Source organism: Sphingomonas benefaciens (genome assembly GCF_052907485.1).
Window position 1 is genome coordinate 63529 of record NZ_JBREIC010000007.1, and the last position, 19072, is coordinate 82600.

The window sequence follows — 19072 nt, forward strand, 5'->3', positions numbered from 1 at the left end:
GCCGGCGATCAATCGCCGGCGCATATTGGTCAGAGCTTGTCCTTCAGACCCTTCGCGGCAGTGAACGACACCTTCTTCGACGCCGCGATCGTCATGGCCTCGCCGGTCGCCGGGTTGCGACCCTGACGCTCCGGTCGATCCTTGACGGCGAACTTGCCGAACCCAGGGATGGATACCTCGTCACCCTTCGCCGCAGCGGCCGCGATCTGATCGAAGACCGCCGTGATCGCCTTCTTGGCGTCGGCTTCGCTCGATCCCGTCGACGTTGCCACACCCTTGGCCAGCTCGCTGATGTTCATGCTATCTCATGCTCCTTAGAAAACGGGCAGGATCCTTACCCATGGCGAGCGACGACACAAAGACCGTGCTGGATGAGGCGGGCGCGCGGGCCGTCGCGCTGATGCTCGACAAGCTCGAGGACCACGACGTCACGGTGATTTACGAGACCGTTGGCGGGGTAGGGCCGATCGGTGATCTGGCGGCTGAAGCTATGAAGAACCGCAACATCGATCTCTGAGAGGCGACCTGCCGCGGCGCGCTAGTGGGTGTCTTGGAAGAGGGCTCTACCGACCTCGATGCCGCTCAAAAAGGTCAGTATCCAGCATGTCACGAGATAGCCTCTGCGCTCAGCCTTTGTGCGCTCGTTCCACCACCCGTAGAAGTCCTGCATCTGATCCATTTGTTCGTGTCAGGTAGAACAACCCTGCCGCTATCGGGATGAACCAGGCGGCGACGGAGAAAAACAAACGGGGCGCTTCCCAGCGCCCCGTCCGCAATCACTTCATCGACATACCCGACATGTCATGGCCGGCATGATCGCCGCCCTTCATGTCCTTGCAGCAGTCGCTTTTGCCGTCTTTGCAGCAGTCCTTACCGTCTTTGCAGCACTCCTTGCCGGCGCAGCAATCGGCCGCAGCGAAGGCCGTGGCGGGAACGAGCGAGAGAGCGATAGCGGCGGCAACAAACTTGATGGTCTTCATGTGAGCATTCCTTGAAATGTGATCGTTGGATGTTGGTCGATCACACCGCTCGCGGGGGCGGGGGAGCAGGGCCACCGCGGTGACCTTCAAGATGCGGATAAGCGGCCATGATCGGCGAACCGGCGACAGCCGGCGCGATTGTGGCGGCGAGAGACGGATGCGGATCGACAGCAATGCAACCGCCAATGCACGCCTGTGAGGAAGCGCCCTTGATCGGCTTCTTCACGGGCTGATCGCAGCCAGCCATCATCTGCATATCAGCTGCGGCGATCGGCGCCGCAGCGACTGCAACGGCCTCGCAAACCGGCCCGACCCGCAGGACAAGCATCACCGCCAGGAACGATAGCGCAAGAGCGCGAACAAGGCGGCCGAGGCTCATGAGCTCGCTATAAAGCGTCCGCATCGGCCTGGTCTACAAAGCTTTTGCGGAAGAGTGAGATCGGCCGTTCGGCTTGACGCTGGCGCCTTATGGCACGGGGTAGAAACGCAAACCCACTTGACCAACAGCCCGCGTTAACGGAACATAAAGGGAACAAGTAGAGTCTAGCCCTTATGCCCGCCGCCCTTTCTTCCGTCGCACCAACCATAGCGCATGTGCGGACGATCGCCACACCCGCGACCGACTTCCGCGTCATGCCGTTTGGCGTCGACGCGATCGACGGGCGACTTGGGGCAGGGGGCCTCCGAGCTGGCGCGTTGCACGAAGCGACGGCGCAGAGCGGTACGATGGTCGACGACGCGGCAACGACCCTCTTCCTCGCGAGCATCGCCGCACGTGAAGCTGCTGCGACAGGCGGGCCGGTACTGTGGGCGAGCTGCCGCGCCGACCTGTATGCACCGGCGCTGGAGCAGATCGGACTACCGGCCGCAGCCGTGATCCATGCCCAACCGCGTGATGATGCGGCCCTCCTGGCGGTGATCGAGGATGCGGTGCGTGACGGCACACCGTCTGCGATCGTCGCGGAGGCGAGCAAGGTTTCCATGGTCGCGACCCGACGTCTGCAGCTGGTCGCGGCCGAGGCTGACATGCCCGTCCTACTTCTACGTCGTCGACGCGGTCTGGGCGAGGATCCGCTTGCCGAACCATCTGCGGCCTGGACCCGCTGGAGGATCGGCACCGCGCCGTCCGAGCGGCTTGAGGTCGCGGGTGTAGGAAGGGCGAGATGGGCAGTTGAGTGCGCTCGCCAGCGTGGGGGTGAGGGGTTCTCCCTGATTGTGGAGGGCAGCGATGAGACGGGTCGTCTCGCTGTTCCTGCCGGACTTGGCCATCGAGCGGCTGAGACGGTTGGAACGGTCCGCTTCGCGGCAGCCTGAACGGCCGGTCCTCGAGCTGCCGGTAGATGACGACCCCGGCGCCTGTTCGGTGCCGCGGGGCGGCGGTTGGCGGCCAGGCGCGCGGTGGGCACGCGAGGGCCTGCCTTCCCGCGCCGACGTCGAGACGCAGATTGCGGCGCTGCCAACGCACGCGCAGCCGCCCATGCGCGAGCTCGGCCGGCGATCGGAGGCAGCAAGCCACCCTTATAAGACCGTAATCGCAGGGCATCCGGGGCGGAAAGCATCGCCATTGGATATTAAAACCGATGGCCTTCCACCCTTGGCGCTCATTGGCAAGGCTGGCCGGCGCGAGGAGGTGGTTGCTGCGTGCGAAGGCGCGCGGGCGCTTGGCATTCATCCCGGCATGGCTGCGACCCATGCGCGCGCGCTCGTATCGAATCTCGACTTCCGTCCGGCCGAGCCGGAGGCTGACGCTGCACTCCTCGATCGCCTTGCGCTGTTCGCGGTTCGGCGCTGGTCGCCGATTGCTGCTGTCACGCCCGCTGACGGGCTCTGGATCGACCTTGCGGGCTGCGCGCATCTGCATGGTGGCGAGGAGCGGTTCTGTAGGCGGCTGATCGCCTTCTGCCATCGTGCCGGCTTCACCGCACGCGTGGCCGTCGCTGATACGGCAGGGGCGGCCCATGCCCTCGCTCGCTTCGGCCGCAGTGAGCTGACCCGCGTCGAGCCGGGTGCAACCGCCAGTGCGATCTCGCCGCTGCCGATCGTCGCCTTGCGCCTGGCCCCGAGCGCCATCAGCGCTGCCAAACGCTTCGGCTTCGAGACAGTAGCGGATCTGCTGCCCGTCGCGCGCGGACCACTGGCGCGTCGGCTCGGTCTGCCGGCGATCACGCGTCTGGACCAGGCGCTTGGCGCGGTCGCCGAGCCAATCACCCCGCGCGAAGATGCCGAGGTTCCTGTCGTCGAGCGGCGCCTCCTCGAGCCGATCGGCACGGCCGAGGCGATCGAACAGGTTATGGGGGACCTGCTGAACGATCTAGCGCAGGTCCTGCAGGCGCGAGGCTTGGGCGCACGGGCACTCCGCCTCACGGCCCTGCGCGTCGACGGCTCGGAACAGGTCGTGGGTGTCGGCACTTCGCGGCCGACGCGCGAGGTATCGCACCTTCTCAGGCTCCTGAAGCTCAGGATCGAGCGGATCGACCCTGGCATGGGTCTCGAGCAATTCTGGCTGGTCGCGCCGCATACCGAACCGCTGGATGCGGTCGACCTTGGCGCGGTCCTCGCCGGCGAGGAGCTGGTGCGGGACCCGGCGCGCCTCGTCGACGTCATCGCCGGCAGGATTGGAGGCTATGCCGTCTACCGGCTTGCGCCCGTCGAAAGCCATGTGCCGGAGCGGGCCGTCACCCGCTCCGACCCGGTGGAGATGCCAGGATCATGGCCGGCATGGAAGCGCCCGATCCGCCTCTTTGCCCGGCCGGAACCGCTGGCGCGCGTGATGGCGCTGATGCCGGACCAGCCACCGCGTCGGTTCGAGTGGCGGGGCAAGACCTACAAGGTCGTTGCCGGCGACGGCCCCGAGCGCGTGCACGGCGAGTGGTGGCGCCGCGATGCCGAGGTGTGGGCGGTGCGGGACTATTACCGTGTCGAGGACGATGCGGGCGGCCGCTACTGGGTCTTCCGCCGCGGTGACGGTTTCGAGGACGAGACGGGCGACCTGTCCTGGTGGATGCACGGGGTCTTCGGATGACCCACTATGTCGAGCTACAGGTGCTCACCCACTTCTCGCTCCTGCGCGGCGCTTCGTCGCCGGAGGAGCTGTTCGCGGCCGCGGCGCTGCTCGGCTACCCGGCGATCGGCGTCAGCGACATCGGCACCGTTGGGGGTGTCGTGCGGGCATGGGAGGCGCAGAAAGCCACAGGCGTCCGCTCGATCGCGGGCACGCGCGTCGATCTGTCCTGCGGCCGGCGCCTGCTGCTCTATCCGACCGACCGGCCCGCCTGGTCGAGGATCACGCGGCTGCTCACCGTCGGCAAGAAGCGGGCGGGCAAGGGCGGGTGCCTCCTCCACTGGCACGACCTCGAGCCGTGGTCCGAGGGCGTCGTCGCCATCCTGCTGCCGCACGAGGCGGACGAGGAGAACGTCGCCGCACTGAAGGACCTGAAGGCTATCTACGGGCGTCGCGGCTACATGGCCCTGTTCCAGCGGCGTCGGCCGGGGGACGCCGTCCGCATCGATGCGCTGGCGCGACAGGCAGGCGGGGCAGGGGTCCGTGCCGTTGTGACCGGCGATGTGCTCTATCACGCGCCCGAGGCACGGCTGCTTCAGGACGTCGTGACTGCGGTGCGCGAGAAATGCACCGTCGACGAGCTCGGCTACCGCCGCGAGGTGAACGCGGACCGGGCGCTCAAGTCGCCCGACGAGATGGTCCGGCGATTCCGCGCCTATCCGGACGCGCTACAGGCAAGCGTCGATATCGCGCGCATCTGTACCTTCGACCTTGGCGAGCTGGCCTATCAATACCCGCACGAACGCCTGATCGAGGGTCTGTCAGCGCAGGAAGCCTTGGAGAAGCTGGCGACCGAAGCGGTCGAGCGGATGTTCGATGGCCAAGTGCCGGAGGCGTACACCAACCAGATTGCGCATGAGATGCGGCTGATCGGCGAGCTTGGCTACGCGCCGTACTTCCTCACCGTCTATGCGATCGTGCGGGAGGCGCGCCGGCGCGGGATTCTCTGCCAGGGCCGCGGCTCGGCCGCGAACAGTTGCGTATGCTTCGTGCTCGGCGTCACCTCCATCGACCCCATCAAGCACGAGCTGCTATTCGAGCGCTTCGTGTCGGGCGAACGTCGCGAACCGCCCGACATCGACGTCGATTTCGAGCATGAGCGCCGCGAGGAGATCATCCAGTGGATCTACGAGACCTATGGGCGTGACCGGGCTGCGCTGACTGCGGTCGTGACCCGTTACCGCGCGCGCGGCGCGGTGCGTGACGTTGGCAAAGCGCTCGGGCTACCGGAGGATTTGACGTCCTCGCTCGCCGGCCTCGTGTGGGGCTGGTCGGCCGAGGGCGTCGGCGAGAAGCAGGTCGACGAGCTCAACCTCGACATCGCGGACCGTCGCCTACGCCTGACGCTCGACCTCGCGCGCAAGCTGATTGGCGTGCCACGTCACATGTCGCAGCACCCAGGCGGCTTCGTGCTGACGCATGACCGCCTCGATGACCTGGTGCCGATCGAGCCCGCTGCGATGGAGGATCGCCAGATCATCGAGTGGGACAAGGACGACATCGACAGCCTCAAGTTCATGAAGGTCGACGTCCTCGGCTTGGGCATGCTCGGCTGCATGAACCGGGCCTTCAACCTACTCGAACAGGACAAGGGCATTCGGGTTGGATTGGCCGACCTGCAGGACGATGACCCGGCCGTCTACGCCATGATCCAGAAGGCTGACACGCTCGGCACCTTCCAGATCGAGAGCCGCGCGCAGATGAGCATGCTGCCGCGCATGAAGCCACGCCGCTTTTATGACCTCGTGATCCAGGTCGCGATCGTGCGGCCGGGGCCGATCCAGGGTGACATGGTCCACCCGTACCTTCGCCGGCGTGAGGGGCTGGAACGGCCGGAGTACCCGCGCCCGGAGCTGCGCGCGGTATTGGAAAAGACCCTCGGCGTTCCCCTGTTTCAGGAGCAAGCCATGAAGGTCGCGATTGTCGGCGCGGGCTTCACCCCGGCCGAGGCGGACCAACTGCGCCGCGCCATGGCCACCTTCAAATTCACTGGCGGGGTCAGCCATTTTAGCGAGAAGCTGATCGAGGGCATGGTCGCACGCGGCTATCCGCGCGACTTCGCCGAGCGCACCTTCCGCCAGCTTGAGGGCTTCGGCTCCTACGGCTTTCCGGAGAGCCACGCCGCCAGCTTCGCCAAGATCTCTTATGCGAGCAGCTGGATGAAACACCATCATCCGGACGTGTTCTGCGCCGCGCTGATGAACGCGCAACCGATGGGCTTCTACGCGCCCGCACAGATCGTCCGCGACGCGCGCGAGCATGGCGTCGAGGTGCGGCCGCCTTGCGTCAACGCCAGTCGCTGGGATTGCACACTCGAGCGAACAGGCGGGCGCTACCTGGCGGTGCGGCTTGGCCTGCGGGTGATCCGCGGCCTCTCGAACGCTGACGGGGCGAAGATCGTCTCCGCGCGCAGCACCACCGCTTATGACTGCGTCGAGGACGTCTGGCGCCGATCCGGCGCGCAGCGCGCCGCGATCGAGAAGCTGGCGGACGGCGATGCCTTCCACAGCTTCGGCGCTGATCGCCGGCAGGGTCTATGGAAGGTGAGGGGGCTCGGCGAGGCTCCGCTGCCGCTCTTTGCCGCAGCGGACCGCGCGGCCGAGACGCTGAGCGCCGAAGGCATTGAGCCAGAGGTGCAGCTGCGGGCGCTGACCGATGGCCGTGAGGTGATCGAGGATTATCGCAATCTGCAGTTGTCGCTCCGCGCTCACCCGCTTACGTTCGTGCGTGACGAGCTGACACGTCGCGGCGTGACACGCTGCGCGGATCTCGCGAGCGTCCGCGACGGCCGACACGTCGAGGTCGCCGGCATCATCCTCGTGCGCCAGAAGCCCGGAAGCGCGAAGGGCGTCCTGTTCATCACGATCGAGGACGAAACCGGCATCGCCAATGGCATACTTTGGCCCGACCGTTTTGAGGCGCAGCGCCGCACCGTGATGTCGGCCTCCATGGTGGGTCTAAAGGGGCGTGTGCAGAAGGAAGGCGAGGTGATCCACGTCATCTGCGACCGGATCGTCGACCATGGCGACCTGCTGCACCGTGTCGGAGATATGTCCTTCCCGCACCGCACCGGGCGCGGCGATGCCGGCCAGCATCCAGGCTCACCGGATCGCGGGGACAAGGGATGGCAGCCCGAGCCGCGCAACCAATACTGGCCGCCTCACGCGGACGGTAAGGATCCTGAGGAGGTCGTGCGCTTCAAATCGCACGACTTCCACTGATCCGTGTCGACGCTTCCTCGGCACCAGCGCGTGGTGATCGCGCTGTCGGTGCACATCCTGCGTGCCGGCGTGGCCAGGTGTTCGGAGACGACCGTCGACGGCATGGAAGTCCGTCTCGCGCTACGCTGTCTTCTGCCCCACTGCCCTGAACGTTGGCCCCTCGAGCTCTATTGGGATGCCGCATCCCAGACGAACGAAATTGGCAGAGCCCAAGGGGTGACAGCCGCGTTTAACGGGATCGTCCGCCAGCTACGCAAGGCGGGACGGTATGAGGACGTGTCACCGCTGTGAGCAAACGGCCGACGATCGAGGCACCGTACAAAACGCTCGGCGAATGGGCGACCGATCGCGCCGACATGCGGATCGCATGCGCCTGCGGCCGGAGCATGAATATGCCAGCAAGTCAGATCCTCGAACGCTTTCACGGCGACGGCGATGTCGCATCGAAGGTCATTCGGCTGCGATGCCGAGGATGCGGCCGCCGCGGCCATGCCTCGGTATCCTCGGTGCCGATCCTGCGCCGCTAAGGCATCAGGCGTCGCCAACGGTCAGTGCAGACCTCCCGCCGTCCGCCTTTCCGGCCATGCCGGGCACCTCATCAAGTTGACGAAGATCGGTGAATTTGCCGCGCTCCTCACGGTAGCGAACAATCTCGAAACCATGGCCTTTGAGCTCCGGAACGGCATCCAGCTGCTCGGCCGTCGCAGTGTTTACGTTGACGAGAGATGCGTCGCTCATGGTCATCCTTTTCGTTTGCCGGTAGCAAACCGATAGGAGCCCCTCCCGGTTCAGACTGCCGCGGCAACGGCGAGAAAAGGGTGACCAATGGCCAACCATGACGCTCCGGAAGACACGGACGACATTCGGGCGCTGCTCGCCCATTTGCTCGCTGGCGTCACTGGCAAGCCCGAAGCGCACTGGGCAAAGCTGATAGGCGAGGTGACGGCTTTGCCCATCGTATTCGATCCCCAGTCAAATTGGAGGATTGATCCGAGCGGCACTAAGAAGGAGATCGAAGCCATCGCGAAAGCCGCAGAGGTTGTGCGCCAGGCACATCCCTACGTCCCATCACCGAAAACCCTGACCTAGTCGCCGAATATTTCGGCAATCGGTCTTCTGAAAAGGCGTGCAATCTGGAACGCGCTAGACAACGACGGATCGTGCTTCCCCGTTTCGATCGCGTTGACCGCTTGCCGTGAGATCTGAAGCCTTTCAGCGAGCTGTGCTTGGCTCCAACCACGCTCTTTGCGGAGGACCTTCAGCCTGTTGCAAAGACCTGCCACGGCTTAGAACGTGACAACGACGGCTCGGCGGACGAGCCGCTGAGCGCTTGGTGAGGTTGACCGGGCACCTGGCGAGCGTTGTGTTGGTCGTGGCGCACTCACCATCCGAGCGACTGAGCTATAACTGACAGGGTGGATGCCGTCTTGTGTACGAAAGGCGTCCAGGTGCACCACCGTATCGCCGAAGGTCACGGCAACAGTCCTGACGATCGCTGAGGCAGCCGGATTATACGGCGCGATCCAAACGACCCGGGACGCAGCGGTTCTACGCCGGATGACGTCCAGATTTCGAAGAAGATTAGGGTTGCGCGGATCGTTCGAACCGAGAGCTATGACAACGAAGCTGGCGGACAACGTCTCAGGGGAGAACCGCAGCGCGTCACCGGAAGATGCGCCAACACGAGCGCGCATCTCGCACTGAATGCCCGACATCGCCAACGCTGCGGCGGTGCCAACTGCGGTGCTGTCACCGAGGATCAGGCAGAACGGGATCATTTGTGACCCAACAGGGCCAGTACGATAGCGAGCGACATGACGAACAGGGAAAGCCAGATGGCGATCTGCCCGTAGATGTGGAGCACGACGCCCACCCAGGTGTAGTGCCGGCGCAGCATGACGCCGCTCCCGACCGCGATGAAGAAGGCAATCGTGGTCGGCATCGTGATCGAAAGCGATCGATGCAGAACGGCCTCCGCAAGGGGCATCAGCCCGACCGCCATCACCAGCAACCACGAGAACCCAAAAAGCAGATTGCTGCGTAGATCGAGAGGTTCGTGGTTATCGGTGCGGTGCGCAGAAATGCTTGCCATTGCCTCGCTCCAATGCCAACCTCCGTGCGGAGGTTAGCGTCATGCCAGAATTTGATCTGTCGCTATACAACGCGACACGGGATAGGCCGGGTGGCCCCCTCGTCGTGGTTGATGATGCCGACGACGCGCCGACTTTGCAGCCGTTCGCGGACGCGAGCGGCCGTTGGACCCAAGGAGGCACCATCGGGTATCTCCTCGCCTACGGCCTGCTCGCCGGCGGGCTGCTCTATTGCGCGTATTTCCTGTAGGTTCACTTCCTAAGCTCCGGGTCGGTGAAGAAGCCCTTACGCATAGCTTCATCGACCTCACCCCTCACGGCTGAGCCAGCCTCAACGGCGCCTGCTCGGATCACCCTCTTGGCATCCTGATCTGCCTTGATCGCAGCCGTTTGAGTATCGATCTGCGCAACGGTCGCAGACCCATCGCCAGAACCGCCAACCGTTGGAACTGCGCGGAGGCCAGTCGGATGATAGCGAGCCTCAACGTCTGCAGCGCTTGAGACGGGGACCTTCGGAACGTCGACGAGGTCCGGCTCGTGCAAGCGCGGAGCCACGCCGTTATAAATGTCCTGCCGCTTTTGCTCAAGGAACCGGGAAACCATCTGATCGCGAGTGACCCGCTGCTGATCGCTAACCGCCGTCTCGTGAAGGCCGGGGGCATTCAACGCGGGCTTTTCGGCCTGCTCTTTCGCGTACCACTGAGCCAACTCCTGGCTCATATTCTCACTCATCTGCATGCCGTGCGTCTCAGCATAGCTTGCATCATTGGATAGCTGCTGGGCCTTTTCGTGAAGCTGGCGGGCGCGCAGCTCATGCGAATACGCCAGCGACCGTGCGTCCTCGGTGCTGACGCTCGACGTCTGTGAGGTAGCAGCACGAACGGATGTGCCGGATCTCGTATAATTGCCGGTGCTCTGGTTCAGGTTTTCGCCATAAGACTGCTCGTTGCGAGTTCCATCGCCAATCGACGAGCCATCTTCAACGGAACGGGTCTGGTCTTGGTTTTGACGCAGCGAATCGGTTTGCTGGCCCGTCCAAGTTTTGCTCCCCTTGATTTGGGGCAGAGCACCGGCCAGCTTTTGTCCGAGACTGGGCTTCTCCGGCAATTGCTGCGGCCCGTTCGGACCGACGGCATCTGCGGGGTTCGGCCTGCCGGGACGCGCTGCCCCACCGCCGCCAAGCCCGACGCTCAGACCACCCGAGACAGAATCAATGACCTCAGCTCCGCGGCCGTTGGTGTTCGTGACACGGGAGGAGTTGTTGATAGCCCCGCGGTTCTCCAACGTATCGAAGGTCGAGCCGCCAGTCCGAACGAAGCGATCGCTGCCTACATTCGTCTGGACACCCGATCCGTTCTCTGTGGCCTTCGTGACGTCAGTCGAGGTGCCTTGTGCGCTTCGGTCGGTATGGGTGGTGCTGAGAATCCGAGCGGCTGCGGCCTCCTCGCTCTGGGCCTCACGCTCCAGCATGCTCGCGGCCTGTCGCATTTCTGAGACATACCCAGTCGAAAGGGTCGGAGTGACCGATAGCCGGGACATCGCACCGGTTGTGTCGGTAACGACGAAGCCGTTGCCATGGCTCGTCGACGTCGCACCGTTATCGTGCCGGTATGAGTAAGCGCCGGCACCGCTGGTGTACGACATGGCGTCAGACCACTGGTTGGCCTGCCGCATGTTCGACGTCGAATTGGCAAAACTGGTGTTGCCATAGGAATAGTTGCCGGTCGTCTGCTCGGCCGCAGCCGCTTCCGCTGCGTTCTGAGCCGGGTTGAGGACCGATGTCGCCTGACCCGAGATACTCATCGCGCCCTTGGCGAGACCCGCCGCGAGGAAGGGCACACTCATCAGCATGAAGCCGGCGATCGTGGCCGTCTCGGCATTGACGGCGCCGATGCCCGCGAACGTGCCTAGCGACATACCTCCTTCCGCTGCGCCCTGGGCGGCACTGGTGGCGCGCGTCATGCAGATCATGTGGAGGATGACGTACAGCGGCCCCCAAGACGCGAGGTAGAAGAACCCGGTCAGATAGCCCTTGAGCGCCCCGACCCCCGTTTGAGGCATCAGGAAGAGCGGGAAAATTACCGGGAACATCGCGTAGAACACGACCGTGAGCACGATGTTGAGGATCGGAACCCAGCTCATCGCCTGTTGGGCGATCGAGTTGTACGTGTTGCGCGCCTGAATGTCCGCCCGCGTCGTGGCGAAGGTATCGATCGACGCCGCGCCCGGACCACCGGCCATCCCGTCGCGAGCCTGCATGAACGCGTTGATCGCCGTGTTCTGCCGCATCACGGCTTCGTAGTTGGCGCTCGAGGCGGTGAAGGCCTGATTGACGATCGGAACATCAGCACGAAGCTTAGCCGAGGCGACGGCGGTCGAGAGTTTGGGGAAGGCCTGCTTCGACCAGATCGGCGTGTGCGCCGCGATCATCGGCGTCCATTGCTCTGAGAGCAGGTTGTAGGCGTTGTTGCACGTGATGATGTCGCTTGTCACCGACGCACCGTTGCGGCTGACCCAAGGCTGCGACCGAGCCACAGAGCCCGGCCCCATCGCAGTCCATAGATCCTTCGCGTTGGCTAGGTCGGTCATCGACTTCTGGCCGAGCATGATGTCGCCGAACACGCAGTTTTTGAAATGCGCCGACAGGTTGGTCGCAAACTCGGCGTCGCGGATCTCAAAATTGCGCGTCGCGTCGAAAAGGCGCGCGCCATAGACCATGCCGTTGGTTGAGTAGTTCAGCTGGCTTGGCATCGTGAAGACCGTCTCGGCCGTGCGGGTGAGCCAGTCACCGACCTGACTGGTGAAGCTCGCGATCACGCCCAGCCCGAGGGGCACGTTGGCAACGGTGGCAGGGGCCAGCGACGGGTTGATGCGGTCGGTCACCTTCACCGACACGGTAGGGACCATCAAGCACATGTAGATGAGCGTCGAACCGATGAACCAGTTCATCCAGACGCGGACGTTCATCGTGAAGGCGACGCACAGAAGCGAATAGATCAGGCCGAGGACCATGACGACGCGAAGGAGCGAACGGTAGCCGCCCCCTCCCGTCCACGCTGCGACGGCGTTGAACGTGTTGACGATGTATTCGCCACCGCCGATCGTGAAGACCTCGACCATGCCGTTCGTCCTTAGTTGAGGCCCTGCGCGCTCAGCCCGCGCGAGAAATTGAGCGAAGCGGCCATCGCCGGCGACATGCTGTTCTGCAGGGTCGATTCCAGCATCACGGATTTGTTGATGAGGAAGATCGTCTGATTGAGCTTGTCGTTCAGCTTGAAGTCGCGCTGCGAGTAGCGGTCACGTGCCGACGCCAGCTGCTCGCGCCATGCCTTGCTGACGTCGACGTCACCCGACTGGACCTGGACCGATGACTGGCTGATCCGATCGAGCATGTTGTCGATCATCGCCGAGAGCATGTTCACAGCGACGATCTCGGCGAGAGCGTTCGTCTCACCGGGATTAAAGCTCTGGTGTGCCATCGCTTGGACCGCGAGCATTTTGTAGAGCGGGATCGTCGTCATGTTGAGGAGCTGCTGCTCCCCAACGTCGAGCGCGCTGTCGGTGCGGATCTTCGAGTTGATCGAGTCGATCATACCCTTGATCTTCGTGCGAAGTCCGGTCGCGATCTGAAGATTCTGTTCGGTGACCTTGAGGCACTTCAGCTGCTCGTCGCACTTCAGAAACTTGACCGGTTGCCCGCCCGTGCCCGTACCATCGAGAAGGGCGGTGACGACCGCCTCCTCGGCAGGCCCATGAAAGACCACAGCCGGGCCGCCGTCATCGCCACCCTTCGGGTTGACGATGATCGTGCCGACGAGGGTCATCAGGTATTCCGAGAACGCCTGATCGAAGGTGCCGAACTTATTCGACTTCTGGATTGCGTCCCAGGTGTAGTTGCGCGGCGTGCCGGCCGCATTCTCCGCCACCTTGGGATCGGTGTTGGCGTCGATCGTCGACTCCTGCTTATTTCCCGGTCCGCACTCCTGACGGGACCGCGCCCAGTCGGAGAAGATGCCTTGGCTGTTGCCGATCGCCGCGCAGACGTTGGACCGCGCTCCGGCCATCTTCGGCCATAGGCCCCCCACCAAGCCCTGCGCTGCCTCGCACGACGAGATGTTCATCTGGTTCATCTGCTGCGCTTTGTTGGCCATGCCGTCCATGACCTTGCCGATTTCGGGCGAGACGCTGTCGATCGCGAGCTGGAACGCGAAGCCGAGCGCGTTGTTCGCGGTCGCCTTCAGCATAGCCACCATCTCGGCGCCGTTGATGAACGAGAAGGAGCCGGTGAAGATGTCGATGCCGCCACACCCGGCGCGCACGCTCGGCATCTGGAGATTGAGCGGCTGCACGCTCTTTTGCGGGAAGCGGGTCCAGACATTGCCCATCGAATAATATCCGGCGCTCTGGCCCTGATATGCGCTGGGGCCAGTGACATTGGCGGCGCCGCCCGCGTCCTGGAAGAAGCTATTCATCTGCCCGGCGACGTCGGCACGCGCGATGTCGACCGGGATCATGCTCGCGGCCCCGAGGCACGCGACGACCGCGGCGGACCGCCGCAGGAAGACGCGGAAGGGGGAGGGGCGGGGTTTGCAGGTGGTAGCGGTCATCAGAAATCCTGACCCGGCTTGGTGTTGGTGAGCATGAAGATCCGCTCCATGACCTCGTCGGCCGACATGACGCCGAAGCCGATGGGCACGGTCTTGCGGGTCACGGTGTCGAAGAGAACGAGCGCAGGCGTGGCCAGCGGCACGCCCATGCGCTCGCGCTGGCCGCTGTCGACCACGTAATTGGGGAAGGTTCGGCTCGGACCGCCATCGGTGGAGACGGCCATCACGGTCATACGATGACTGTCGGCGACCGAGCGGAGGATCGGAGAGAAGACCTCGCACGCGGCGCAGCTCTGCGCGAAGAAGTAGAACATGCCGTACCGCTGGCCGATACGAGACAGCGCCTGATCGCGCGTAGCGCTGCGGTTATCGGTCCAGGCACGCTTGCCGACGGTGGAGACCGGTCGCTGCAGCGTGTAGTCGATGTCGGGGTTCTGCCAGAGCGCGCGCTGCCAGGTGTCGGAGAAGGTGGAGGCCCGATCCAACTGCTCGCGCTGATAGCGCACATAGGCAATGACGTTGGCCTCGGTCGGCTCGAGGATGGCGCGGTTCTTCAGCTCGTTGAGCTGCTTGGAGATCGCCTTCATCCGGTCCGTCGCCGAGGCTTGAGCCTGCTGGGCAGCTTGCGGCGACTTGGTGGGGGTCTTCGGACGCTCGCAATAGAACCACTGCCCGAGGCGGCGCTGGCCGCAGTAGAAATCGTCACCCTGAACAGGCGTATCGACGCTTGCCTCGAGGACGTCAGGCTGCACCTGGTCCTCGCTCTCCGCGTCGTCGCCGACATCGGCCATCGCCGCTGATTGGAGATCGAGCGACTGCGCCCCCGCCGGCGCCGCGACCGGCGCGGCAGCTGCGAGGAGCATGAGAAGCGTGGCGGCGACGCGGCCGCGGCGGTTATCCCTGATCGTCATCATCGTCGTGCTCCCCGTCGAGCTCAATCATTGCGAGTTGAAGGACGTGCATCATCCGCGCGACGTCGAGCATCTTGGTGCCCTGATCGAGCATGCGGACGATCCCACGGAGGTGACTGCGGCCGTGCTTGCGGCCCTTGATCGTGGCGCGCATCCCGCTGTCGCGGCGCACGAGCCAACCGGCGTCGACCATGCGAGGAAACGATCGCTCGATCTCTCGCGGGTCGATTTGACAGTCGAACCAGTGCCCGACCGTCTGTGCGACCTCGCCGGCTGACGTGCCGCGCCCGGAGCGGTGGATCCGCAGGAAGATGGCGAGGTCGAGCACCGACATATCGACGGCGCATGGTCCCCCCGGACCTTCCACATCATTTGCCCCCGTGAAGGTCATAATACCCCTGAATTTTCTGCTGGATGTCGGTCATGACACTGACCTCGTCGGGCAATTTTGCGGCGTCCATGAACTCGGCATAGACCTCCGAAAAATCCATTTTCGACAGGTCGAGGCGCTGAAACTCCTCGATGGTGAAGCCCTTGCAGGTCTCGTCCTTGGGCTTGCCCCACGGCTTATTGATCTGCTGGCGGCCCTGCTCCTGCAGGATGCGGGATAGCTTGCTGCCGAAGCAGCAATAGGCGTCCTTCGACGTGACGCAGATGCCGAGAACCTTGTCCGAACAATAGGACCCGACCTTGTGGCACAGCCCCTTGTCGTCCTTCTCGTCGAGTTGCTTCTCGGCCGAGCTGCACAGCCAGGGCGTCAGCAACGGCACTCCCTTGCCCGAACAGCAATTGGACGCGCCAAAGATCTTCTTGTTGCAGGTCCCGCGCTCGCCGGAAAAGACCGTCAGGTTGTTCGGATCGAATTGCTTGCCGGCGTCGCCGATCGAGTGAAGCGCGACGAGCGCGTCCTTGAACTCGGTCGAGGCTTCGCGCTCGATCTGCTCGCAGTTGCCGTTGAGGCAGTAGACGTCGTTGCCGCAGACATACTGCTTGTCGGTCGACGCCGGGTCATCCGGCAGCGGGCAGCTATAGACGCGCTGCGATACCTTGCAGGCCCCCGACTGGGGATCGTCGAGACATTCGTCGCGCAGGAATTTGCACTGCTTGTTGTCGTCCAGCGAGCCGCAGTCGCTCGCCGGTTCGAGCCGCTGGCAGGTGAAGGTGCGCGACCAGGCCCAGCAGCTCTGCGTCACTGGCACGCCTTCAATCGTGCGTGTTTCAGGGCCCTCGGTGCACACCTCGGCCGCCTGCGGCGTGCAGCTGGTGTCTGCGGCAAGCGACGGGCAGGTGCCCTCGTTGCGGGTGACGGACACGCTGACTTCGCCTTCCTTCTTCAGGTAGACCGTGCCGGTGCGAAAATTCTGGTGGCTACCCGTGTCACTGGCGGGAAGCTCGCTCGAACAGGAATAGAGCTGCGCTGTGCCGCTCAGCTTGCCCTTACAGAATTTGCGATAGTCCTCGACGTTGGTGCCGCCTGCGCCGAGGTCGATCTGCGCGTCGCAGATGTGCTTCGACACCGGTTCGGTACGGCAGACGCCGGCCGCGGTCCGAGCCTGCATGACGCTATTGCGGGCAAAGCCGTAGCCCTCGTTCTTATCGAGAACGCCATAGTAGAAATAGCGGGCGGTGTTGACGACGTGCGGGACCATATTGCCGCGGCAGATCTCGTTGGCCTGCGTGACCTTCGAGCCCTTGTTGCACGTCGCTTCGTAATAGCCCTTCGAGCCCACCGACGGGGGAAGCGCGGTGCAGGTGCCTTGGCTTCCGCCAATGTCCTGCCCGCCGAGATAGGTCTCGGGATCCTTCTCGATCGCGGTGCCCCGCGAGGTCGCAGCGATGATTTCGGCATTGCTGAAGCTCGGCCGCGTGCCGCCCTTGTCGGTAACGGTGCCATACGCGTCGCTCGTCGGCGCGGCGACCTTCCCATCCATCGCCAGCTTGTCGGGATCGTCGAAATAGCCCTTCTCTGGCAGATCGGTGCCGCCATAGCCGGGAAGCTCTTGCAGCTTCAGCTCATTCGGGCCGAGGCTATCATCGGCGCGCATCGCCTTGCCCATGGCATTGCCCTGCTGACGCGCCTCTTCGATCGTCGTCTGCGCGATGACGCCGCTGGCGCCACCCACGAGGATTGCGAGAAATAGGGAGGCGGCGACCCGCTTCATTTAGCTGGCCTTCGCCATGTTGCGCAGCGCGACCGAGGCAACACCGGCACCCGGTCCGCGCGCCGACACGAAGGTATCGAGCACATAGCGGACCGAGACGTTACCGGTGATGCGATCGTGCGCGGGCACCGCGGTGCGACAGTTGAGGCCGGAGCACAGGTCGAAGTCGGATGACACGGCCACGTAGGTCGGCACGGCCTGGACGTCGAACGCGCGGAAGAGGCGGGGATCGATGCCGACGTTCGAGAGCTGGTCCTTCTCGGTCACAACCTTGCTCAAGGCCTCGCTGAACGCCTTCATCGAATTGCCGGGAAAGCCGCGAAAGACGACCACCCCTCCGGCCTTCGCTGTGTCGGCGATCAGCTGGCGAAGCGCCGGCACCGGCATCGACAAGCTGGCGAATGCGATGAACTGGGGCGCGTCGCCGCGCCCCGTCGACGAGACGTTCTGGCTGGCGCCCTTGATAATCTCATCGAAATCGAAAGCTCCGTCGCCGTTCACGGGCAGGTCGGCTTTCGCCAGCTCGACGAGGTTTCCGGTGGCCTTGGTCTGGACCGCCACGGCTTCTTCGCGGAAGGCGTCGCCACGATTGCGGACGTGGTCGGCGAACGTCTCGGCATCGCCCTGCATGGCCGCCGAGCGACGCTTGATGGCGTCGAGATCCAGACCGTCGACGGTCTGAGCGATTGCCTGAATCCCGCCGATCGTGGCGACGAGAGCGAGGACGATGGTGAAGCGACGCATGTCAGTGGTTCCTCACAGCACACAGCAGTTGCGCTTGCGCCAGACGAGGTAGCCCATGTCCTCGCCCTTCACGGGGAAGGCCCGGCCAGCCTGCGGGGGCATGGTCGAGGCACCGAGCGGCGAGCAGGCATACTTGCCGCTGACGGTCGGGATCGGGTTGGTCATCTGGACGCGGTATTGCTGCTTGCGCAGCACCGGCATCGGGTACTTGTTGCAGAGGCCCTTGGAGCCCATCGTTCCCCACGCGAGGCCTTCGCGGTGGATCTTGAAGGCGAAGCGGGCAAGCGCCAGGCGCGACGCCTGAACGTGGCCGATCGAGGCGGCGATGTTGCCGTTGACGGGGTACATCGGCCCCTGACAGCCCGCGCACCAGAAGGTCGCATCGAGCGGCAGCTTGGCGGTCGCCGCGATGCAGTCGCCCGCGCACGCGGCCTGTGCGATCGGTGAGGAGAAGAGCACTGCCTCGGGGTTGATAAGCGCGGTGAGCGAGTCATCCTGCCAGAGCGGATCGACTTCGGTCATGTAGGCGATATCGAACGACGATTGCTCGAAACAGGCGAAGTCCGCGAGGATCTCCATCCAGTAGAGCAGCGGATAGACGTACCAGTGGACGTGCCACTTCGACGTGTTCTGCCCGTTACCACCCTTCTGAGACGGACCTGACAAATTGCCCTGTCCGATGTCGAAGCCGGGCGAGATCTTGGTCCCGCCGAGGTTCACGAAACACCACGGCTTGGTCGACACGTCGGCGAGACGCACCGGCTCCCAGAAGCCGGCCGAAATGCCGATACGGGGGACGGGCGATCCGCAGGCGCAGACGGGCAAGCTGGGGTTGTCCGTATCGGGTCGATTGCTCGGCCAGATCTTCAGGCCACCCACAGACAGCGGAAACAGACACGACCAGCACACATCGGTGATCGGGTTGACGAACTTGCCGGTGCATTTCGACTGCGCCTCCGCGCGCGGGCTCAACACCGCCGACAGGGCGAAGGCGAAGAGCGCGAGGGTGAGGAGGCGCAGGCCTTTCACGCGGCCTCCTCCGACGAAGTGGCGGCGTCGAGGTAGGCGTTGTCCGCGCGGTTCTTCCGGAAAACGTAGAGCGCCGTGTGAAGGGCCGTCGTCGCGAGGACCGCGGCCACCACGAACGACGCGGGACGACCAAAGAGCTTCACAAGAGGCGAGATGGCGAGGACGCCAACGGCCGACGCCACGCACAGGATCTGGAAGGTCCGGCGCATACCGCGCAGCTCGTCGGTTTCCGGCGCTGCCATTGGTGTCTTCAGGAGGTCTAGCCAC

At 64.2% G+C, this 19072-nt stretch carries 20 protein-coding genes; 6 read left to right on the forward strand and 14 right to left on the reverse strand.

Annotated features, from left to right (window positions below; translation table 11 throughout):
• Positions 1-29: 29 nt before the first annotated feature.
• Positions 30-299, reverse strand: a complete 270-nt coding sequence (locus ACU5AX_RS18415) for an HU family DNA-binding protein (RefSeq protein ID WP_446692017.1) — start codon at positions 297-299, stop codon at positions 30-32.
• 41 nt (positions 300-340) lie between these two features.
• Between ACU5AX_RS18415 and ACU5AX_RS18420 the strand changes: the two genes are divergently transcribed.
• Positions 341-517 (forward strand): hypothetical protein, encoded by a 177-nt coding sequence (locus tag ACU5AX_RS18420; RefSeq protein ID WP_446692018.1) that lies wholly within the window; start codon positions 341-343, stop codon positions 515-517.
• A 259-nt stretch (positions 518-776) separates the two neighbouring features.
• Here the strand turns inward: ACU5AX_RS18420 and ACU5AX_RS18425 are convergent, their stop codons facing one another.
• The gene (locus tag ACU5AX_RS18425; RefSeq protein WP_446692019.1) at positions 777-980 is read right to left on the reverse strand and encodes a hypothetical protein; all 204 of its coding nucleotides are present in this window, start codon (positions 978-980) and stop codon (positions 777-779) included.
• A 40-nt stretch (positions 981-1020) separates the two neighbouring features.
• Complete coding sequence (locus tag ACU5AX_RS18430) at positions 1021-1359, reverse strand: hypothetical protein (protein WP_446692020.1); 339 nt, start codon at positions 1357-1359, stop codon at positions 1021-1023.
• Between the two features lie 173 nt (positions 1360-1532).
• On the opposite strand from ACU5AX_RS18430, the gene ACU5AX_RS18435 reads away from it, so the two are divergent.
• The 3 genes from ACU5AX_RS18435 to ACU5AX_RS18445 are packed head-to-tail and all read left to right on the forward strand — an operon-like array spanning position 1533 to position 7262.
• Positions 1533-2294 carry an ImuA family protein gene (locus tag ACU5AX_RS18435; protein ID WP_446692021.1) on the forward strand — a complete coding sequence of 254 codons (762 nt, stop codon included), beginning with the start codon at positions 1533-1535 and terminating at the stop codon, positions 2292-2294.
• Positions 2209-4002, forward strand: a complete 1794-nt coding sequence (locus tag ACU5AX_RS18440) for a Y-family DNA polymerase (RefSeq protein WP_446692022.1) — start codon at positions 2209-2211, stop codon at positions 4000-4002. Before ACU5AX_RS18435 ends, ACU5AX_RS18440 begins: the two co-directional genes overlap by 86 nt.
• The gene (locus tag ACU5AX_RS18445; RefSeq protein WP_446692023.1) at positions 3999-7262 is read left to right on the forward strand and encodes an error-prone DNA polymerase; all 3264 of its coding nucleotides are present in this window, start codon (positions 3999-4001) and stop codon (positions 7260-7262) included. Before ACU5AX_RS18440 ends, ACU5AX_RS18445 begins: the two co-directional genes overlap by 4 nt.
• A gap of 531 nt (positions 7263-7793) precedes the next feature.
• On the opposite strand, the gene ACU5AX_RS18450 is transcribed toward ACU5AX_RS18445, so the two are convergent.
• Complete coding sequence (locus ACU5AX_RS18450) at positions 7794-8000, reverse strand: helix-hairpin-helix domain-containing protein (protein ID WP_066773553.1); 207 nt, start codon at positions 7998-8000, stop codon at positions 7794-7796.
• Positions 8001-8087: 87 nt separating this feature from the next.
• On the opposite strand from ACU5AX_RS18450, the gene ACU5AX_RS18455 reads away from it, so the two are divergent.
• On the forward strand, positions 8088-8351 hold the full coding sequence (locus ACU5AX_RS18455) for a hypothetical protein (protein WP_446692024.1): 264 nt from the start codon (positions 8088-8090) through the stop codon (positions 8349-8351).
• Here the strand turns inward: ACU5AX_RS18455 and ACU5AX_RS18460 are convergent.
• On the reverse strand, positions 8348-8545 hold the full coding sequence (locus tag ACU5AX_RS18460; protein WP_446692025.1) for a helix-turn-helix transcriptional regulator: 198 nt from the start codon (positions 8543-8545) through the stop codon (positions 8348-8350). The two genes, ACU5AX_RS18455 and ACU5AX_RS18460, sit on opposite strands and share 4 nt — an antisense overlap.
• 491 nt (positions 8546-9036) lie before the next feature.
• Positions 9037-9354, reverse strand: a complete 318-nt coding sequence (locus tag ACU5AX_RS18465; RefSeq protein WP_446692026.1) for a hypothetical protein — start codon at positions 9352-9354, stop codon at positions 9037-9039.
• Between the two features lie 41 nt (positions 9355-9395).
• On the opposite strand from ACU5AX_RS18465, the gene ACU5AX_RS18470 reads away from it, so the two are divergent.
• Complete coding sequence (locus ACU5AX_RS18470) at positions 9396-9602, forward strand: hypothetical protein (RefSeq protein WP_066708168.1); 207 nt, start codon at positions 9396-9398, stop codon at positions 9600-9602.
• Between the two features lie 2 nt (positions 9603-9604).
• Here the strand turns inward: ACU5AX_RS18470 and ACU5AX_RS18475 are convergent, their stop codons facing one another.
• The 8 genes from ACU5AX_RS18475 to ACU5AX_RS18510 all read right to left on the reverse strand — a co-directional run bounded on the left by ACU5AX_RS18475 (position 9605) and on the right by ACU5AX_RS18510 (position 19047).
• Positions 9605-12472, reverse strand: a complete 2868-nt coding sequence (locus ACU5AX_RS18475; RefSeq protein WP_446692027.1) for a conjugal transfer protein TraG N-terminal domain-containing protein — start codon at positions 12470-12472, stop codon at positions 9605-9607.
• An 11-nt stretch (positions 12473-12483) separates the two neighbouring features.
• Positions 12484-13866, reverse strand: a complete 1383-nt coding sequence (locus ACU5AX_RS18480) for a conjugal transfer protein TraH (RefSeq protein WP_066773556.1) — start codon at positions 13864-13866, stop codon at positions 12484-12486.
• A 92-nt stretch (positions 13867-13958) separates the two neighbouring features.
• A complete protein-coding gene (locus ACU5AX_RS18485; RefSeq protein WP_446692028.1) occupies positions 13959-14873 on the reverse strand; it encodes a conjugal transfer protein TraF in 915 nt (304 codons plus the stop codon).
• On the reverse strand, positions 14854-15198 hold the full coding sequence (locus ACU5AX_RS18490; protein ID WP_156442304.1) for a hypothetical protein: 345 nt from the start codon (positions 15196-15198) through the stop codon (positions 14854-14856). The genes ACU5AX_RS18485 and ACU5AX_RS18490 overlap by 20 nt, the downstream gene beginning before the upstream one ends.
• A 40-nt stretch (positions 15199-15238) precedes the next feature.
• Complete coding sequence (locus tag ACU5AX_RS18495; RefSeq protein ID WP_446692029.1) at positions 15239-17032, reverse strand: conjugal transfer protein TraN; 1794 nt, start codon at positions 17030-17032, stop codon at positions 15239-15241.
• A complete protein-coding gene (trbC, locus tag ACU5AX_RS18500; RefSeq protein WP_066773518.1) occupies positions 17033-17776 on the reverse strand; it encodes a type-F conjugative transfer system pilin assembly protein TrbC in 744 nt (247 codons plus the stop codon).
• A 12-nt stretch (positions 17777-17788) separates the two neighbouring features.
• Entirely contained in the window at positions 17789-18805 is a 1017-nt protein-coding gene (gene traU, locus ACU5AX_RS18505) for a conjugal transfer pilus assembly protein TraU (protein ID WP_310103679.1), read from the reverse strand.
• The gene (locus tag ACU5AX_RS18510; protein ID WP_446692030.1) at positions 18802-19047 is read right to left on the reverse strand and encodes a hypothetical protein; all 246 of its coding nucleotides are present in this window, start codon (positions 19045-19047) and stop codon (positions 18802-18804) included. Before ACU5AX_RS18510 ends, traU begins: the two co-directional genes overlap by 4 nt.
• Between the last annotated feature and the right edge of the window lie 25 nt (positions 19048-19072).

What these genes read in the sequence shown, in the direction of transcription:
- ACU5AX_RS18430 (WP_446692020.1), bottom strand. Translation starts at nt 1,359, where the DNA reads ATGAGCCTCGGCCGCCTTGTTCGCGCTCTTGCGCTATCGTTCCTGGCG.
- ACU5AX_RS18485 (WP_446692028.1), bottom strand. Translation starts at nt 14,873, where the DNA reads ATGATGACGATCAGGGATAACCGCCGCGGCCGCGTCGCCGCCACGCTT.
- ACU5AX_RS18455 (WP_446692024.1), top strand. Translation starts at nt 8,088, where the DNA reads ATGGCCAACCATGACGCTCCGGAAGACACGGACGACATTCGGGCGCTG.
- ACU5AX_RS18415 (WP_446692017.1), bottom strand. Translation starts at nt 299, where the DNA reads ATGAACATCAGCGAGCTGGCCAAGGGTGTGGCAACGTCGACGGGATCG.
- ACU5AX_RS18495 (WP_446692029.1), bottom strand. Translation starts at nt 17,032, where the DNA reads ATGAAGCGGGTCGCCGCCTCCCTATTTCTCGCAATCCTCGTGGGTGGC.
- ACU5AX_RS18450 (WP_066773553.1), bottom strand. Translation starts at nt 8,000, where the DNA reads ATGAGCGACGCATCTCTCGTCAACGTAAACACTGCGACGGCCGAGCAG.
- ACU5AX_RS18510 (WP_446692030.1), bottom strand. Translation starts at nt 19,047, where the DNA reads ATGGCAGCGCCGGAAACCGACGAGCTGCGCGGTATGCGCCGGACCTTC.
- ACU5AX_RS18480 (WP_066773556.1), bottom strand. Translation starts at nt 13,866, where the DNA reads ATGATCCCGGTCGACATCGCGCGTGCCGACGTCGCCGGGCAGATGAAT.
- ACU5AX_RS18465 (WP_446692026.1), bottom strand. Translation starts at nt 9,354, where the DNA reads ATGGCAAGCATTTCTGCGCACCGCACCGATAACCACGAACCTCTCGAT.
- ACU5AX_RS18420 (WP_446692018.1), top strand. Translation starts at nt 341, where the DNA reads ATGGCGAGCGACGACACAAAGACCGTGCTGGATGAGGCGGGCGCGCGG.
- ACU5AX_RS18445 (WP_446692023.1), top strand. Translation starts at nt 3,999, where the DNA reads ATGACCCACTATGTCGAGCTACAGGTGCTCACCCACTTCTCGCTCCTG.
- ACU5AX_RS18475 (WP_446692027.1), bottom strand. Translation starts at nt 12,472, where the DNA reads ATGGTCGAGGTCTTCACGATCGGCGGTGGCGAATACATCGTCAACACG.
- ACU5AX_RS18440 (WP_446692022.1), top strand. Translation starts at nt 2,209, where the DNA reads ATGAGACGGGTCGTCTCGCTGTTCCTGCCGGACTTGGCCATCGAGCGG.
- ACU5AX_RS18435 (WP_446692021.1), top strand. Translation starts at nt 1,533, where the DNA reads ATGCCCGCCGCCCTTTCTTCCGTCGCACCAACCATAGCGCATGTGCGG.
- ACU5AX_RS18425 (WP_446692019.1), bottom strand. Translation starts at nt 980, where the DNA reads ATGAAGACCATCAAGTTTGTTGCCGCCGCTATCGCTCTCTCGCTCGTT.
- trbC (WP_066773518.1), bottom strand. Translation starts at nt 17,776, where the DNA reads ATGCGTCGCTTCACCATCGTCCTCGCTCTCGTCGCCACGATCGGCGGG.
- ACU5AX_RS18470 (WP_066708168.1), top strand. Translation starts at nt 9,396, where the DNA reads ATGCCAGAATTTGATCTGTCGCTATACAACGCGACACGGGATAGGCCG.